At 34.6% G+C, this 18,173-nt stretch carries 18 protein-coding genes; 17 read left to right on the top strand and 1 reads right to left on the bottom strand.

Annotated features, from left to right (window positions below):
• Positions 1–39 precede the first annotated feature (39 nt).
• The 15 genes from ACX6U0_RS04495 (at position 40) to spoVM (ending at position 15,147) form a co-directional block, all read left to right on the top strand.
• Positions 40–900, top strand: coding sequence for a YicC/YloC family endoribonuclease (locus tag ACX6U0_RS04495; protein ID WP_464958778.1), 861 nt, complete (start codon positions 40–42; stop codon positions 898–900).
• Positions 901–1,055: 155 nt separating this feature from the next.
• Positions 1,056–1,673 carry a guanylate kinase gene (gene gmk, locus ACX6U0_RS04490; protein WP_464958777.1) on the top strand — a complete coding sequence of 206 codons (618 nt, stop codon included), beginning with the start codon at positions 1,056–1,058 and terminating at the stop codon, positions 1,671–1,673.
• Between the two features lie 3 nt (positions 1,674–1,676).
• Complete coding sequence (gene rpoZ / locus ACX6U0_RS04485) at positions 1,677–1,889, top strand: DNA-directed RNA polymerase subunit omega (protein WP_088000338.1); 213 nt, start codon at positions 1,677–1,679, stop codon at positions 1,887–1,889.
• A 252-nt stretch (positions 1,890–2,141) separates the two neighbouring features.
• Positions 2,142–3,347: a bifunctional phosphopantothenoylcysteine decarboxylase/phosphopantothenate--cysteine ligase CoaBC gene (gene coaBC / locus ACX6U0_RS04480; RefSeq protein ID WP_464958776.1), complete on the top strand. Its 1,206-nt coding sequence runs from the start codon at positions 2,142–2,144 to the stop codon at positions 3,345–3,347.
• A complete protein-coding gene (priA, locus tag ACX6U0_RS04475; RefSeq protein ID WP_464958775.1) occupies positions 3,344–5,743 on the top strand; it encodes a primosomal protein N' in 2,400 nt (799 codons plus the stop codon). Before coaBC ends, priA begins: the two co-directional genes overlap by 4 nt.
• 376 nt (positions 5,744–6,119) lie before the next feature.
• Positions 6,120–6,593, top strand: a complete 474-nt coding sequence (gene def / locus ACX6U0_RS04470) for a peptide deformylase (RefSeq protein WP_464958774.1) — start codon at positions 6,120–6,122, stop codon at positions 6,591–6,593.
• Positions 6,594–6,603: 10 nt separating this feature from the next.
• Positions 6,604–7,548: a methionyl-tRNA formyltransferase gene (gene fmt, locus ACX6U0_RS04465; protein ID WP_464958773.1), complete on the top strand. Its 945-nt coding sequence runs from the start codon at positions 6,604–6,606 to the stop codon at positions 7,546–7,548.
• A gap of 1 nt (position 7,549) precedes the next feature.
• Entirely contained in the window at positions 7,550–8,896 is a 1,347-nt protein-coding gene (gene rsmB, locus ACX6U0_RS04460; protein WP_464958772.1) for a 16S rRNA (cytosine(967)-C(5))-methyltransferase RsmB, read from the top strand.
• Positions 8,897–8,898: 2 nt separating this feature from the next.
• The gene (gene rlmN, locus ACX6U0_RS04455; protein ID WP_464958771.1) at positions 8,899–9,990 is read left to right on the top strand and encodes a dual-specificity RNA methyltransferase RlmN; all 1,092 of its coding nucleotides are present in this window, start codon (positions 8,899–8,901) and stop codon (positions 9,988–9,990) included.
• Between the two features lie 4 nt (positions 9,991–9,994).
• The gene (locus ACX6U0_RS04450) at positions 9,995–10,747 is read left to right on the top strand and encodes a Stp1/IreP family PP2C-type Ser/Thr phosphatase (RefSeq protein WP_464958770.1); all 753 of its coding nucleotides are present in this window, start codon (positions 9,995–9,997) and stop codon (positions 10,745–10,747) included.
• 8 nt (positions 10,748–10,755) lie between these two features.
• Entirely contained in the window at positions 10,756–12,732 is a 1,977-nt protein-coding gene (gene pknB / locus ACX6U0_RS04445) for a Stk1 family PASTA domain-containing Ser/Thr kinase (protein WP_464958880.1), read from the top strand.
• Positions 12,733–12,752: 20 nt separating this feature from the next.
• Complete coding sequence (gene rsgA / locus ACX6U0_RS04440) at positions 12,753–13,634, top strand: ribosome small subunit-dependent GTPase A (protein WP_464958769.1); 882 nt, start codon at positions 12,753–12,755, stop codon at positions 13,632–13,634.
• A gap of 2 nt (positions 13,635–13,636) precedes the next feature.
• Positions 13,637–14,281 (top strand): ribulose-phosphate 3-epimerase, encoded by a 645-nt coding sequence (gene rpe / locus ACX6U0_RS04435; protein WP_464958768.1) that lies wholly within the window; start codon positions 13,637–13,639, stop codon positions 14,279–14,281.
• Positions 14,282–14,325: 44 nt separating this feature from the next.
• Positions 14,326–14,967 carry a thiamine diphosphokinase gene (locus tag ACX6U0_RS04430; protein WP_464958767.1) on the top strand — a complete coding sequence of 214 codons (642 nt, stop codon included), beginning with the start codon at positions 14,326–14,328 and terminating at the stop codon, positions 14,965–14,967.
• Positions 14,968–15,063: 96 nt separating this feature from the next.
• Complete coding sequence (spoVM, locus tag ACX6U0_RS04425; protein ID WP_088000358.1) at positions 15,064–15,147, top strand: stage V sporulation protein SpoVM; 84 nt, start codon at positions 15,064–15,066, stop codon at positions 15,145–15,147.
• Between the two features lie 206 nt (positions 15,148–15,353).
• Here the strand turns inward: spoVM and rpmB are convergent, their stop codons facing one another.
• Positions 15,354–15,542 carry a 50S ribosomal protein L28 gene (gene rpmB / locus ACX6U0_RS04420; RefSeq protein ID WP_025568947.1) on the bottom strand — a complete coding sequence of 63 codons (189 nt, stop codon included), beginning with the start codon at positions 15,540–15,542 and terminating at the stop codon, positions 15,354–15,356.
• A gap of 349 nt (positions 15,543–15,891) precedes the next feature.
• On the opposite strand from rpmB, the gene ACX6U0_RS04415 reads away from it, so the two are divergent.
• Positions 15,892–16,254 (top strand): Asp23/Gls24 family envelope stress response protein, encoded by a 363-nt coding sequence (locus ACX6U0_RS04415; protein ID WP_107900319.1) that lies wholly within the window; start codon positions 15,892–15,894, stop codon positions 16,252–16,254.
• A gap of 22 nt (positions 16,255–16,276) precedes the next feature.
• The gene (locus ACX6U0_RS04410; RefSeq protein WP_464958766.1) at positions 16,277–17,968 is read left to right on the top strand and encodes a DAK2 domain-containing protein; all 1,692 of its coding nucleotides are present in this window, start codon (positions 16,277–16,279) and stop codon (positions 17,966–17,968) included.
• Positions 17,969–18,173 lie beyond the last annotated feature (205 nt).

The raw sequence follows: 18,173 nt of genomic DNA, 5'->3' as shown, positions 1-18,173 counted from the left end.
TAAAATATAAGAGAAAATTTCTGTATTGGAAGTGGAACAATGGTTATAAGTATGACAGGGTATGGAAAAGCCATTTTGTCAAATGAACAGTACAAAATACATATTGAAATGAAAGCAGTAAATCATCGATACTTAGAGTCGATCGTACGAATGCCAAGACAATTATTAGCTTATGAAGATTCAATTAAAAAAATCGTTTCTGAATATACTAGTCGAGGTCGAGTTGAAGTTTTTGTTACAATTGAAGGTTTGTTACAACGTACATTACAAATAGATGAAGGCTTAATTAAACAATATAAGGAAGCGATAGAAAATTTAGCAGTTGGAGAGTCAATTTATAATCCAATTGATTTATTAAAGCTTCCAGAAGTTACGACTGTAAGTGAAGTCGAACAGATAAATGATAATTTCGAAGAATTATTATTAACGACGACAAAAAATGCTTGCGAGCAATTTTTTGAAGCTAAATGTAAAGAAGGTAGTCAATTAAAGAAAGACTTACTTGAAAGACTATCTGCCATTGAGGAATGTAAAAAACAGATTACAGATCAAGCGCCACTTGTTATTAAATCTCATCGTGAAAAATTGCTTGCAAAATTAGCAGATGTTGAATTAGCAAACGTAGATGAGCAAAGATTATTAACAGAGGTTATGATATTTGCTGATCGTTGTGATATTTCTGAAGAGTTAGTTCGATTAGCAAGTCATTTAGAACTTTTTAGCGAGACATTAGAACTGAAGGAATCAATTGGAAGAAAATTGGATTTCGTCGTTCAAGAAATGAATCGAGAAGTCAATACAATTGGTTCTAAAGCAAATTCATTAGAAATATCAAAACAGGTTGTTGAAATTAAAAATAATCTTGAAAAAATTAGAGAACAAGTCCAAAATATCGAATAAATGAAGTAAAAGATTTGTTTATAGAGGCTAATGTCCGGTAACAATGGGAATTAGAAGAATAGTTAATTGGATGAATTGACTCAAGCTCTGGGATGATATAATGGATTGACCTTTAATAATTTACTGTTTATAGATTAGAAGGGTAGGGTCATGTAATGAGACATGAAAGAGGCTTATTAATCGTACTATCAGGTCCATCGGGTGTAGGTAAAGGTACGGTACGAAAAGCTATATTTGAAAACAAAGATTTAGACTTACAATATAGTATTTCAATGACAACAAGACAACCTCGTGAAGGGGAAGTACATGGTGTAGATTATTTCTTTACAACGAAAGAAGATTTCCAACAACGTATTTCAGAAAATAAATTTCTTGAATGGGCAGAATTTGTAGGTAATTTCTACGGAACGCCGATTGAATACGTTGAAAAAACTTTAACTGAAGGAAAAGACATTTTCCTGGAAATTGAAGTTCAAGGAGCACTTCAAGTAAAGAAAGCATTCCCAGAAGGGATCTTTATCTTTTTAGCACCGCCAAGTATGAGCGAGCTCCAAAATCGTATCGTAACAAGGGGTACAGAAACTGAAGACATCATCCTAAATCGTATGAATGCAGCTAAAGAAGAAATTGAAATGATGGATGCTTATGATTATGTAGTAGAAAATGACCAAGTTGAATTAGCTTGTGAGCGAATTAAAGCAATCATGATTAGTGAACATTTAAAACGTGAACGAGTTGCAAATTATTATAAAAGAATGATGGAGGCAGAATAAACTATGTTATATCCTTCGATTGACCGTTTATTAACTAAATTAGATTCAAAATACACACTTGTAACAGTAGCATCAAAACGTGCTCGTGAAATGCAAGTGAACAAAGATGCACGAGTTGAAAAGCCTGTATCTGATAAATTCGTAGGTAAAGCGCTAGAAGAAATCAATGCTGGACTTTTATCTTACAGAAAACTTGAAGAAATAAAAGAAGACTAAAACTTACACGTGTGACGAGGCTGTCCCAAACATTGCTATTATCTCTATATGACTGAAAGGACAACATGGTGTTAGACACTATTTCCTTCATTCATAGTGATGTAGTAGTGGTATCGGGACAGTCTTATTTTTTGTGAGCCTTATTCAATTTAATTCAAACACATTTGTGGTATCTTAGAAATAAACAATCAAAAAGACCTATTTTTTGACAAATATGATAGATAGATTAAGATTTGAAAGGGTGAAGGTGAATTGGAACAAAAAAATATACTCCTTTGTGTTACTGGAGGAATTGCAGTATTTAAGGCTGCAGCTCTTACAAGTAAACTCGTACAAGCAGGATATAACGTAAAAGTGATGATGAGTCCTTCTGCTACAAAATTTGTGACACCATTAACGTTTCAAGCATTGTCAAGAAACGATGTATATACTGATACATTTGATGAAAAAGATAGTTCAAAAATTGCCCATATAGATTTAGGAGATTGGCCAGATTTAATCATAGTTGCGCCAGCGACGGCGAACACAATTGGAAAGCTTGCAAATGGCTTAGGAGATGAAATGATCCAAGCAACATGTCTCGCTGCAACAAAACCGATTTGGATTGCTCCAGCTATGAATGTAAATATGTATCATCATCCAATTGTTCAAAAAAACATGAGCACTTTAAAAGAAATAGGATATAAATTGATTGAACCAAATGAAGGGTATTTAGCATGTGGATATGTTGGGAAAGGTAGATTAGCAGAACCTGAAGACATTACACAAGCTGTAAATGATTATTTTCAAAACGAAATTGGCATGCTGAAAGGAAAAAAAATCGTTATTTCTGCTGGTCCTACTGTTGAAACAATTGATCCAGTCCGTTACTTATCGAACCGTTCTACTGGGAAAATGGGTTATAGTATTGCCGAGGTAGCAGTTTCTTTAGGTGCTGAAGTTGTTTTAGTATCAGGTCCGACAAATCTAACTCCACCAGAAGGTTGTAAGATCATTAAGACAGAATCAGCTGCACAAATGTATGATGCAATATTTTCAGAATATGAAAATGCGGATGTTGTGATAAAAACAGCAGCGGTTGCAGATTACACACCTGCTGTTACATTTGAGCAAAAAATGAAAAAAAGTGAGGGAGATCTTTCTATTCCGCTAAAACGAACAAAGGATATTTTACTTTCACTAGGCCAACAAAAAACACATCAAATTTTAGTTGGGTTTGCAGCTGAAACTGAACAAGTTGAAGATTATGCAAAAGGAAAACTATTAAAGAAAAATGCAGATATGATCGTTGCAAATGATGTTACAAAAGCTGGGGCAGGTTTTGGTACGGATACGAATATAGTCACGATTTACAACCGAAATGGTGAAGAAAAGCCATTACCATTCATGACAAAAAAAGAAGTAGCGAAAGAAATTCTGCTTGAAGTATATCGCTTATTAAATGAGGAAGAAAGATGACATATGCATCAGTTTTAGTTGATGTTTCAGTAAGGCAAACTGATCGTCCTTTTGATTATCTAATTCCTAATAGATGGCAAGATGCAATACAACCTGGAATGAGAGTAATCGTACCGTTTGGTCCTAGAAAAGTACAAGGTTTTGTTCTTGCAATAAAAGATACAACAACCTTGGATAAGGTGAAGGAAATTGAAGAGGTATTAGATGTAATGCCTGTCTTAACTGAAGAACTTTTATTACTAGGTTCCCATATTGCGCAAAAAACACTGTGTTTTTTAATTTCAGCATACCAAGCTATGCTTCCTACTGCGATTAAGGCGGTTTATAAAAAGCATGTTCAAATTACTTCAGACGAAGCTTATGAATCCCTACCAACAGAATTAGCAGCATTATTTTCAGTTGTTAAAAGAAGAGAATGGACAGAGGTAGAGTCTCTTGTTAGTAAAATATCTATTGTGCAACGTGCAATAAAAGAAGGTCTACTTGAAATAGAATATGAAGTAAAAAACAAAGCAAATAAAAAAACTGAACGTGTTGCTTCACTTTTAAAAGTATTAGACGAAGAATTGAAAAATATTACTTCTCCACAGCAAAAAGACATTATTGAATACTTAAGAATGAATGGTCAAACAAGTGTTAAAGAATTAAAGGAATTTCTCCAAATTACAGATTCGCCAATCAAGACTTTACAAAAGAATGAAATCATCTCGATTGAAACAATTGAAGTTTACCGTGATCCTTATGTCGGAAGAGACATTGAAAAATCGAAGCCGCTGCCTTTAGTAGACGAACAAAAAGTAGCTTATGAACATATTGTTTCTTCCTTTAAGGAAAGGGAACATAAAATCCACTTACTACATGGTGTTACTGGTAGTGGTAAAACGGAAGTTTACTTGCAAACAATACAAGAAGTTCTTTTAAAAGGAATGGAAGCAATTGTATTAGTGCCAGAAATTTCACTTACCCCACAAATAGTAGGTCGATTTAAGAGTAGATTCGGAAATGATGTTGCTGTTTTGCATAGTGGACTATCAATTGGCGAGAAGTATGATGAGTGGAGAAAAATCCAGCGAAAAGAAGTAAAGGTAGTTGTTGGTGCACGATCTGCAATTTTTGCTCCATTTGAAAATTTAGGCATTATTATAATAGATGAAGAACATGAAACAACATATAAACAAGACGAACATCCTAGATACCATGCAAGAGATATAGCAGTTTGGCGAGGGGTATATCACAAATGTCCAGTTGTTTTAGGTAGTGCTACACCTACACTTGAAACGTATGCTCGTGCACAAAAGGGTGTTTATGAACTTGAAACGATGTCAATGAGGGTAAACCAAGGGCCATTACCGGAAGTCGAAGTAGTAGATATGAGAGAACAATTACGAAATGGAAATCGCACAATGTTTTCAACTTTGCTCCATGAAAAAATCATTGATCGTTTAGAGAAAAAAGAACAAATCATTCTATTCTTAAATCGAAGAGGATACTCTTCATTTGTAATGTGTAGAGATTGTGGCTATACGATTCAGTGTCCACATTGTGAAGTGTCACTAACATATCACAAACATAACCATTCATTAAAATGCCATTATTGTGGTTATGAAACATATATGCCAAAACAATGTCCTTCTTGCCAAAGTGAACATATTCGATTTTTTGGAACAGGTACACAAAAAGTTGAAGAAGCAATCACACAAAGCTTTCCTGAAGCAAGAGTCATTCGTATGGATAATGATACTACTAGTCGTAAAGGTGCACATGAAAAAATGCTAAAACAATTTGGAAATGGTGAGGCCGATATTTTACTCGGAACACAAATGATCGCAAAGGGTTTAGATTTTCCAAATGTAACGCTAGTAGGTGTACTTGCTGCTGATAGTTCATTACATTTACCAGATTTCAGAGCAAGTGAACGAACGTTTAGTCTACTAACGCAAGTCAGTGGACGAGCTGGACGTCATGAAAAACCTGGTGAAGTTGTTATACAAACATATTCTCCAGAGCATTATAGTATTGAATTAGCAAAAACGCAGGATTTCATTGCATTTTATGACGAAGAAATGAAAATTAGGAGATCGTTCCACTACCCACCTTTCTATTACTTAGTATTAATCTCGATATCACATACCGACTTAATTAAAGTAGTAAAAGTAAGCGAACAAATTACAGGCTACTTAAGAGAAAACCTATCAAATCGTTCAATCGTCCTAGGACCTGTTGCATCTCCAATCGCTAAAATAAAAGATCAATTCAGATATCAATGTGTCATAAAATACAAATCAGAACCAGCACTATACGACGTACTAAACCGAATCCAACAATTCTACCAAGAAGAAACAGATAAAGGAAAACTACAAATAACAATAGACTTTCAACCGACTATGTTTATGTAACGAAAAGTGGAGGCAAATAGCTCTGCCCCACAAGCATAAGACAAGGACTAGATAAGGTTGCCTTTTAACCTTAACTAGGCATTGACTTATGACTCGAGGGGCAATTTGCCGGAACTAGACAGAAAGAAAAGCAGAGGCGACTGTTCAGCTCCGACAAGCATAAGACGAAACCCAATAAAGGTGCTTTTTACCTTTAATGGGTTTTGGCTTATGACCTCGAGGAGCTAGGAGCCGGAGCTAGACAACAAGAAAAGCGGAGGCGACAGTTCAGCCCGACAAGCAAAAACAGTCATAAATAGATTAAATTTTACACTAAGAATAAATCGTAAATCAGTATTTCGACTAGAAATCGTCATTAAATTAAGGAGTTGTGATTTTGGCCATTTTAAAAATTTTAGAACATCCAAATGAAGTACTTGAAACGCCTTGTGCAAAAGTGACAACATTTGATAAAAATTTAGTGAAATTATTAAACAATATGTATGAAACAATGATAGCTGCTGATGGTGTAGGGTTAGCAGCACCTCAGGTTGGCATTTTACAGCAAGTTGCAGTTGTTGATGTTGAGGATGAAAATGGAAGAATTGATTTGATCAATCCAATTGTTATGGAAACGAAGGGAGAACAAACAGATATCGAAGGATGTTTGAGTTTTCCTAATTTATATGGTGATGTAACAAGACCTAATTATGCAAAAGTAAAAGCTCAAAATAAACGTGGAAAGTACTTTATTATAGAGGCTAGAGGATTTTTAGCTCGAGCAATTTTGCATGAAATCGACCATCTAAATGGAGTTTTATTCACTTCGAAAGTATCTAAGTACTATGAAGAGAGTGAATTAGAAGGGTAGGCTATAAAATATGACAAAAATAGTTTTTATGGGTACACCAGATTTTTCAGTACCTGTTTTAAGAAGAATCATTGAAGATGGATATGAAGTTGTTGGTGTGGTAACCCAACCTGATCGTCCTGTGGGGCGAAAGAGAGTTTTAACTCCACCACCAGTTAAAGTAGAGGCACTAAAACATAACATTCCGGTTTTACAACCTGAAAAAATTCGTTTAAAGGAAGAAACGGATAAGGTACTTGCGTTAAATCCTGATTTGATTGTTACAGCAGCATTTGGACAAATTCTTCCAAAAGAAATACTTGAATCTCCAAAATATGGCTGTATTAATGTCCATGCATCACTTCTTCCTGAATTAAGAGGTGGAGCACCCATTCACTATTCTATCATTGAAGGAAAAAGTGAAACAGGTGTGACAATCATGTATATGGTTGAAAAGTTAGATGCAGGTGATATGCTAGCAAGAGTCATTGTGCCAATAGAAGAAACAGATCATGTTGGTTCTTTACATGATAAATTAAGTATTGCTGGAGCGAATTTACTGTCAGAAACAATTCCATCTTTACTTAAGGGTGACATCACACCTGAAAAGCAAGATGAAAGTAAAGTAACCTTTGCTTGGAATATTAAAAGAGAAGAAGAGCGAATTGATTGGTCAAAATCTGGTGAAGAGATTTATAATCACGTAAGAGGTTTACACCCATGGCCAGTAGCTTATACTACATTAAACGGAGAAGTTTTAAAAGTTTGGTGGAGTGAAAAAGTTACAAGCCAACAAAACTTAATCCCAGGTGAGATTATTGAAGTACAAAACGACGGAATTGTCGTTGCAACAGGTAATCAAACTGCTATTAAAATAACAGACTTACAGCCATCAGGGAAAAAACGAATGGAAGCTAAGCAATATATTAATGGCGCTGGTTCGTTTATTGAACGCGGAATGAAGTTAGGAGAGTAAAATGAGTAAAAATGTACGAGAGATTGCCTTAGAGGCCCTTCTTTCTGTTTATAAAAATCAATCGTATAGTAATTTGTTAGTTAATAACTATATTCAAAAGAATGACTTATCATCTGCTGACTCAGGGTTATTGACAGAAATTATTTACGGAACGATACAAAGGGATCAATTATTAGATTTTTATTTGGAACCTTATATCAAAAACCAGAAGAAGTTGGAAGAATGGGTTTATATATTAATTAAATTATCACTTTATCAATTCCATTTCTTAGATCGCGTACCTGCCCATGCTGTTTTAAACGAAGCAGTTGAGATCGCGAAAAAACGAGGACACAAAGGAATCGCTTCTCTAGTAAATGGTGTCTTAAGAAATATTCAACGTAATGGTGTACGATCGATTAATGAAATAAAGGATCCAATCGAGAAGCTTTCGATTGAAACGAATCATCCAAATTGGTTAATTGAGCAATGGGTAAGTGAATTTGGTGAAGAAGAAACAAGGAAAATGTGTGAAGAAAATATCCTACCGCCATTTCAAACTGCTAGAGTTAATAGCATGAAAGCAACGAGAGAAGAAGTCATTCGAATGCTAGAAGATGAAGGTATAAAGGTTGAAGTAGGAAATTTATCTCCATTTGCGATAGAAATTCAAAAAGGTAATGTTGCTCATTCAAAAGCTTTTAAAGAAGGGTATTTATCGATACAAGATGAAAGCTCTATGCTAGTAGCGCAAGCGCTAGGTGTTAAAGAAGGAGATCAAGTCTTAGATACATGTGCAGCACCAGGTGGTAAATCTACACATATAGCTGAGCTGTTAAAAGGAACTGGATCTGTTACTTCATTAGATTTACACAAGCACAAAGTAAAACTAATTAAGGAACAAGCAACTCGCTTAGGGCTTGAAAATATAGAAACAAAAGCATTAGATGCTAGAAAAGCACCAGAAGAATTTGAAGGAAAATTGTTCGATCGTGTGTTAGTAGATGCTCCTTGTTCTGGACTAGGCGTTATTCGTCGAAAACCTGATATTTTATTAAAGAAAAATGCGACAGATGTATCAAATTTACAAAAAGTACAAAAATCTATCTTACACGAGGCATCTAAGTTAGTAAAACCAGATGGTACACTTATATATAGTACATGTACAGTTGGCCATGAAGAGAATATAGATGTTGTGAATTCTTTCCTTGAAGAGCATCAAGATTTTGAATTAGATCGTTCATTAATCGACCATGTTCCTAATGAATTGAAAGAAGATAAAACGGTTCAAAATGGATATATTCAATTGCTACCACATTATTTTGGAACGGATGGATTTTTTATTGCAAGATTAAGAAAGAAGGTGTAACGTTGAAGTTAGAAAATACTACAAATTCAGTCAAAATAGAAAAAACACAAAAGCCTTCAATTTACTCACTAAAATTGAGTGATTTAGAGGCATGGTTAACAGAGCAAAAGCAACAGGCATTCCGTGCGAAACAGATTTATAACTGGTTATATGTTAGACGAGTTGAAAGTTTTGAAGAAATGCAAAATGTTCCGAAAGAATTAAGACAACTATTAGAAGAGAATTTTACAATTACAACACTTAAAACTTTAGTTAAACAAACTTCTTCAGATGGTACTATGAAATTTTTATTTGAGTTACATGACGGATATTCTATAGAAACTGTTTTAATGAGACACAATTATGGCAATTCTGTATGTGTAACGACTCAAGTAGGTTGTCGAATAGGTTGTACATTCTGTGCATCAACTCTTGGCGGTCTAAAGAGAAATCTTGAGGCTGGTGAAATTGTAGCACAAGTACTTTGTGTACAACGCGCAATTGATGAAGTGGAAGAGCGAGTTAGTTCAATTGTAGTTATGGGTATAGGTGAACCATTTGATAACTATAATGGTTTGATGGATTTCCTAAGAATCGTTAATAGTGATAAAGGTTTAAATATCGGTGCTCGTCATATTACTGTATCAACGAGTGGTATTATTCCTAAAATCTATAACTTTGCAGATGAAGGGCTACAAATTAATTTTGCGATCTCGCTACATGCTCCTAATAGTGAGCTGCGTTCAAAATTAATGCCAATTAATCGTGCGTATAAATTACCAGATTTAATGGATGCTGTTCGTTACTATGTCGAAAAAACAGGTAGACGAGTTACGTTTGAATATGGTTTATTCGGTGGTGAAAACGATCAGGTTGAGCATGCTGAAGAGCTTTCTAAGCTGTTAAAGGGAGTAAAATGTCATGTCAATTTAATTCCGGTAAACTACGTTCCAGAACGAAATTACGTTAGAACACCAAAGGAACAAATTTTTGCGTTTGAAAAAGTATTAAAGCAAAACGGAATTAATGTTACAATTCGTCGTGAACAAGGCCATGATATAGATGCCGCTTGTGGACAGTTGCGTGCAAAGGAGCGTAAAGAGGAGACGAGGTGAAGAAATGCAGACTTTTTTTCAAACTGATACGGGGAAAGTTCGCCAACATAATGAAGATAGCGTAGGTTTATTTCGTAATGATTCGGATATCGTATTAGCGGTAGTTGCTGATGGAATTGGTGGTCATTTAGCTGGTGAAGTTGCAAGTAAAATGGCGGTTAATTTCTTCGAAGCAGAATGGAAAAATACAAGTAATTTTGAGACACCAAAAGAAGCTGAAGCTTGGCTACGCAACATCGTAACTCAATTAAATATTAACTTATTTATTCACGCAGAACAAAATGAAGAATGCAAAGGAATGGGTACAACGCTTGAAGCGGTTATTTGTACTCCTTTGTATTTTACTATTGCACATATAGGTGACTCTAGAGGCTATTTAAAAAATAGTGAAGGATTTAAACAGATTACAGACGATCATACATTGGTGGCTGAACTAGTTAAATCTGGACAAATTTCACAGGAGGATGCTGTGATTCATCCTCGTAAAAATGTCATAACACGAGCGCTTGGGACTGAAGAAACAGCTACTGTTGATGTTAAAACGTTAACATGGGAAGAAGACGATTTAATCGTTTTATGTTCAGACGGTTTATCAGATAAGGTTTCATACCAACAGCTAAATGAAAAATTTTCAGATGACTATCCTATCGAAAATATCGGGAATGAATTAATTTCACTTGCGAACGATCTTGGGGGAGAAGATAACATCACAATTGCCATTATAAAACATGAGCCAAGACATAATGAGAAGGGGTGAATGTGAACGTGATGATCGGAAGACGCCTGAATGACCGATATAAGATTTTAAAATTAATTGGTAGTGGCGGGATGGCAAACGTTTATTTAGCCCATGATATGATTTTGGATCGAGATGTTGCAGTAAAGATGTTACGGATGGATTTTTCTAATGATCCAGACTTTGTAAGACGCTTCCAAAGAGAAGCATATTCAGTTACATCACTTTCACATCCAAATATTGTGAGTTCTTACGATGTTGGGGAAGAAGAAGGTTTGCAATATATTGTAATGGAGTATGTAGAAGGTGAAACGCTTAAGGAATATATCCAACGCCATACACCGATAAAACCTAAAAAAGTTTTAAGGATTATGGAGCAGTTAACTGCTGCAATCGCACATGCACATCATTTTCAAATCGTACATAGAGATATAAAGCCACAAAACATACTAATTAATGAAGATGGCAATGTTAAAGTAACTGATTTTGGTATAGCAACTGCATCAACTGCAGCTACAATTACTCAAACGAATTCTGTACTTGGATCTGTTCACTATCTATCACCTGAACAAGCAAGAGGTGGAGTTGCGAATAAGAAGTCTGATATTTATTCATTAGGTATCGTAATGTTTGAGCTATTAACAGGCGAATTACCATTTTCGGGAGAGAGTGCCGTATCAATTGCATTAAAGCATTTGCAAAGTGAAGTACCGCCTCCAACAACCATTAACCCAGAAATACCACAAAGTGTTGAAAATATTGTATTAAAAGCAACAGCGAAAGATATTTTTTATCGATATGATACAGCTGATGAAATGAAGTTAGATCTTCAAACAGCATTAGATTCTGATCGATTAAATGAAAAGCCATTTGTCATACCAGTAAACGAAGATGAAACAAAGGTATTACCAATCATAAAAGATATACCTGATTCATCAGAGTCAGAAGCTGATACTGTTGTAATCCCAATTAGTAAACCAACAAAACAAAAGGTTGATCCAGCTTCGAAAAAAGCGGCGGATCAAAAAAATAAGCGAAAAAAGAAAAATTCTTTTGCGAAGTTTATTATTGGGACATTTATCGCACTTTTAATAGGTGGCTTATTAGCAATTACTTTAATTCCTGCGTTATTCCTTCCAGAAGACGTTGAAATACCAGACGTTAAAAATATGACATACGAAAGTGCTGTCACATTGTTAGCTTCAAAGGGATTGAAGATCAATGATCCAAAAGAGTTATATGATGATGAAATTGATGAGGGAAAAGTTGTAAAAACTTCACCTAATATTGGTGAGACAGTGAAAGAAAACTCTTCTATTACGATTTATAAATCTAAAGGTAAAAAAAGTGGTGAAATGGAAAATCTGAAAGGTTTTCAATATAATTCACTAAAACAAAGATTAGATGAAGAATATAAATCTGTCAGAACACATTATATCGAGAGTGAAGCTACTGAAGGAGAGATTGTCGACCAGTCACCAAACGAGGGAGCAGACATTATCCAAGATGAAACGGATTTAGATGTTTGGATCAGTAAAGGAACATCTACCGTCATTCTGCGAGATCTGACAGGTTTAACGAAAAAGGATGTTGAAAATTACGCTAAAGAAAACGGCTTAAAACTCAACTTTAAAGAAGAAGAGTCTGAAACTGTTGAAAAAGGACAAGTAATTTCTCAATCACCTTCTCAATCAGCTGAGGTAAAAGAAGGCGAAACAATAAATGTTGTTATTTCTTCAGGAAAACCAAAAGAAAAAACGAAAAAAGTAACAATTAGTGTACAAGTTCCGTACACTCCATCAATTCCAAATACACCTCAAGTAGTAGAGGTATTTATAAAGGATAAAAATAATAACGGTGTAAAGCCTGCAATTTCAAAAACGATCACAGAAACAACTACAATACCTGTAGTAGTGACAATTGATCCTGGACAGACTGCTTCCTATAAAATTGTTAAAGATGGTCAAGTTATTGCAGATAGAAACGTACCCTATCCATCGAATTAAAGAACTGTAGGAGTGAGTATATGCCAGAGGGCAAAATCATTAAAGCGTTAAGTGGATTCTACTATGTAGAAACTGACGATACCATTGTTGAGTGTCGAGGTAGAGGGAATTTTCGTAATAAGAAAATTACACCTTTAGTTGGAGACGAAGTCGTTTACTCTATTGAAAAAAGTGGAGAAGGATATCTACTTGAAATAAAAGATAGAAAAAATGAGCTTGTTAGACCTCCAATTGCCAACGTTGATCAAGCGATTCTAGTTTTTTCAGCTGTAGAGCCAAATTTTTCACCGAATTTATTGGATCGATTTCTAGTTCTGATCGAATTTAATGAAATTAAACCACTAATTGTAATTACTAAAATAGATTTATGTAATGAATCTCAATTACAATCTGTTTTGGAATATGTAGATTATTATCGCCAAATTGGTTACGAAGTATGTTTAACTTCTTCAAAAACTGAAGAAGGTTTGGAAAAAGTACTTCCTCACCTTGCAGACAAGATTTCTGTATTTGCTGGTCAATCTGGGGTTGGAAAATCGACATTATTGAATGCGATTAACCCAGAGCTTGATTTAAAAACTGGAATTATTTCAACGCATTTAGGACGTGGAAAACATACGACACGACATGTAGAATTAATTAAAATTGGCAAAGGTCTTGTTGCTGATACCCCAGGATTTAGTTCTCTTGAATTTATTGATATTGAGGCAGAAGACTTGTCTTATTGTTTTATAGAAATGAGAGAAAAAAGCCAGGAATGTAAATTCAGAGGATGTACACATCTGAAGGAACCGAAATGTGCAGTAAAAGAAGCGGTTGAAAATGGCGAAATAATAACAGAACGTTACAATCACTATGTTTCGTTCATAGAAGAAATAAGAGACAGAAAGCCGAGGTATTAATCATGGTAAAAATCGCACCATCAATCCTTTCAGCAAATTTCGCTAAGCTTGGAGAAGAGATTTTAGATGTAGAACGTGGAGGTGCAGATTATATTCACGTTGATGTAATGGATGGTCATTTTGTTCCGAATATTACGATTGGCCCTTTAATTGTGGAAGCAATTAGACCAATCACAAAACTTCCATTAGATGTGCATTTAATGATTGAAAAACCAGATCAATATATCGAGCAATTTGTAAAGGCCGGTGCTGATATTATTACAGTTCATGTAGAGGCATGTGTGCATTTACATCGAACAATTCAAAATATCAAATCTCATGGAATTAAAGCAGGAGTCGTATTAAATCCTGCAACTCCGGTTTCAACAATTGAACATATCATTGATGAAATTGATATGGTTCTTCTAATGACTGTTAATCCAGGTTTTGGTGGTCAAAAGTTTATCCACTCAGTCGTTCCAAAAATTAAACAAGTAGCAAATATGATTAAAGAACGAAATTTATCAGTTGAAATTGAAATTGATGGTGGAGTTGATGAACATACCGCCATTCTTTGTAAAGAAGCAGGAGCTACAGTTTTAGTGGCAGGTTCAGCTGTATATAATAAAGAAAATCGTAAAGAAGCGATAGCGAAAATTAGAGGTTAATGCAATCATTTTGATTGCATTTTCTTTTTTAGAGGTGAAATCATTTGATCATTCATTTAATTGGAGCGGGTCCTAAATCAAACACGCTCCAAATGATCCGCCAAAGTGGTTCAGAAACAACAATTATAGGTGTAGATAATGGGGCAGCATATTTAATGGAGGAAGATATTCATCCAGATGCAGTTTTTGGGGACTTTGATTCCTTGAGTAAAGCTGATTTAGCAGAATTAAAAAGAAAAGTACCGAATGTATTTATTTTTCCACCTGAAAAAGATTATACAGACCTAGAATTAGCACTAGAATGGGCTATTTCAAAGCAACCAGAAAAAATTTACATACATTGTGTTACAGGCAAAAGATTAGATCATGAGTACGGTAGTATTTCATTATTAGTAAAATATAAAAAACATTCGATTCCAATTCACATTATTGATGAACATAACGAAATTTATGTAATTGGTGAAGGTACACATCAAATTAAGCAACAAACACAGTTTAAATACATCTCATTTTTCTCGTTAGGGACTGATATTGAAAATCTAACGTTAGAAGGGTTTAAGTATCCACTAACCAATCATCACCTGGAATTAGGCTCATCATTATGTGTGAGCAACGAACTAGATGATACCGTTGGGTCTATTTCTTTTAGCAGTGGCATAGCATTAGTAATAAGGAGCAAAGATTAAACAATTTCATGTCATAGTTTTCACTCATCACAAGTACAATGTAATAGGATTAATCTTTTCCTTAAGATCTGTTAGAAAGCTTGTAGGAGGGAAAGCATGAGATTTTATACGATTAAACTACCAAAATTTCTTGGCGGACTCGTTCGTGCCATGCTAAGTACATTTAAAAAAGATGTGTAAGAGCACCCTTTAAGGGTGTTTTTTATTTAGAAAAGTGGAGGCGACTGGTCAGCTCCGACAAGCGTAAGACTAGTAAAAAAGGTTGGTTTCTTACCTCGAGGAACAAACGCATATAACTAGTTAGAACAAAAATAAATGAAGTACAACGTTGAAGACAAAGTAAAAAAGCATAGCTAGTTAGCTATGCTTTTAAGTACGTTAATAAATTAAACGCGCTCAATTTTACCTGATTTTAATGCTCTCGCTGATACGTAAACACGCTTTGGTTTACCGTTTACTAAAATACGAACTTTTTGAAGGTTAGCACCCCAAGTACGTTTTGAAGCATTCATAGCGTGAGAGCGACTGTTACCAGAACGTGATTTTCTACCTGTAATTACACAAACACGAGCCATCTATTTCCCTCCTTACAAAAAACGGAATAACATTTCAATGATTATTTTCATTAAGAAACACTACTATAATTTATCATACCGATTTACTTATTGCAACAATTATTGGTAAGTTGTTCAAGAAAAAAACCTTGACATAGAATGTTATGTTATACTAAATATTATAGAGGGACCTATGACTTATTTATTAAAAAAATCTTATATAATTGTAATTTCATTTTAATCCATGAATATTTTTAAAATTGTCCATAATAGAAATGAGTCAATAGAATTATTTTGGAAAAAGGTATACAATAATAAGTAAGTAGTATAACTAACTATACTTGGAGTGGCCAAGAAGGGGGACCTATAAATGTCTTTAGAAATGAAAACTCAATATGGAACAATCGAAATTGGTACTGATGTAATTGCTACAATTGCAGGTGGGGCTGCGATTGATTGTTATGGTATTGTAGGTATGGCTTCTAAAAAACAAATTAAGGATGGTCTGACTGAAATCCTTAAAAAAGAAAACTTTACTAAAGGTGTTATTGTGCGCCAAGTCGGTGAAGACGTAAATATTGATATGTACATAATTGTAAGCTACGGTACAAAAATTTCTGAAGTTGCAAATAACGTACAAAATAAAGTGAAATATACACTAGATCAAACATTAGGGTTATCAGTGGATTCTGTAAACATTTTTGTTCAAGGTGTTAAAGTAACAAACCTGTAAGACGCATTAAGGAGGAGAATTTGTGTCCATTAAACGTATTGACGGAAAATTATTTGCAGATATGGTGATTCAAGGTGCAAATAATTTAACGAAGAATGTAAAATTTGTAGATTCATTAAACGTATTTCCTGTACCAGATGGAGATACTGGAACAAATATGAATCTTTCAATTACTTCTGGCTCTAAAGAAGTAAAGGAAAAACCGAATAGCCATGTCGGTAAAGTAGGTCAAAGCTTTGCGAAAGGCTTACTGATGGGTGCTCGTGGGAATTCAGGTGTTATCCTATCTCAATTATTCAGAGGGTTTTCTAAATCAATTGAAGCAAAAGAAACAATTTCAACAGTTGATTTTGCAGCTGCTCTCGAAGCTGGTGTAGAAACAGCATATAAAGCTGTTATGAAACCAATTGAAGGGACGATTCTGACTGTTGCCAGAGAAACGGCTAAAAAATCGGTAACAATTGCAAATAATCACGAAGAATTTATTCCTTTCCTTGAGGAAACAATCGTAGAAGCAAAAGCGTCCTTAAATCGTACGCCAGATTTATTACCTGTTTTAAAGCAAGTAGGTGTAGTAGATAGTGGTGGTCAAGGTTTAGTTCTTGTTTACGAAGGTTTCTTAGCGTCTTTAAAAGGTGAAGAAATTTCATTAGAGGGTGCTGAAGCGGCACTTTCACTTGAAGAATTAGTTGAAGCTGAACACCGTAATGTTCAAAGTATGTTAAATACAGAAGATATTGTATTTGGATATTGTACAGAATTTATGGTTAAATTCGAAAAAGAAAAATTACAAAAGCATCCGTTTAATATAGATCAATTCCGTGAAGAGTTAAGTGCATGGGGTGACTCATTATTAGTTGTTGCTGATGATGAGATTGTAAAAGTTCATATTCATGCAGAGTATCCTGGTGAAGTTTTTAACTTAGGACAACGTTTTGGTAGCTTCTTAAAACTGAAAGCAGAAAACATGCGTGAACAACATACAAATTTACTTCATGATGACAATGCTGCAAACGTTTCTCACTCTACAAAAGAGAAAGTAAAGAGTGAGCAAAAACAGGAGTACGGTATTGTAACTGTAGCAATGGGTTCAGGAATTAAAACATTGTTTGAAAGCATCGGTGCAACCGTTGTTATTGAAGGCGGACAAACAATGAATCCAAGTACAGAAGATATTGTAAAAGCAATTGAGCAATGTCATGCTGAGAAAGTAATCGTACTTCCTAATAATGGAAACATTGTGATGGCTGCCCAACAAGCTGCTTCTGTTGCAGATTGCCAAGTAACTGTTGTACCGTCAAAAACAGTTCCACAAGGAATGACTGCTTTATTATCATTTAACCCAACGGCTTCATTAGAAGAAAACGGTGAGGGTATGAAAGAGGCATTATCTACAGTTAAAACAGGTCAAATAACGTTTGCAGTTAGAGATACTGAAATTGATGGCGTTGAAATCACAAAAGATCATTTCATGGGTATTCTTGAAAGCAAAATTATTACGACAGATGCAGTTCAATTAGAAGCTGCAAAAAAATTATTAACAATAATGATAGACGAAGATTCAGAAATTTTAACGATTTTACAAGGTCAAGATGTTACTGATGAAGAGTTATCAGAATTAGTAAAATATGCAGAAGAAAATTTTGATCATGTTGAAGTAGAAGTCCATAATGGAAATCAACCATTATACTCATACATTTTCTCGATAGAATAATCGATTAAGAAGGGGCAACCCTTCTTTTTTTATTTGAAAACAATGTGCTCTTAAAGTCAGAAGAGGATCGTCATTGACTCAGGTATTGAGCAAGAAAAGCAGTAGAAACAAGTGCAGAAAGCGAGCTTTTGTCATCCATCTGGGGCAATCCTACTTCATTTTTGTGTAAATAATTTAAAGAGTAATGTAAAATAGCATAGAACTC

The organism is Gottfriedia sp. ABJ_BB2_2 (genome assembly GCF_055484705.1).
Note: the sequence above shows the minus strand (reverse complement) of the source record. Positions and strands in the feature narration are given on the sequence as shown.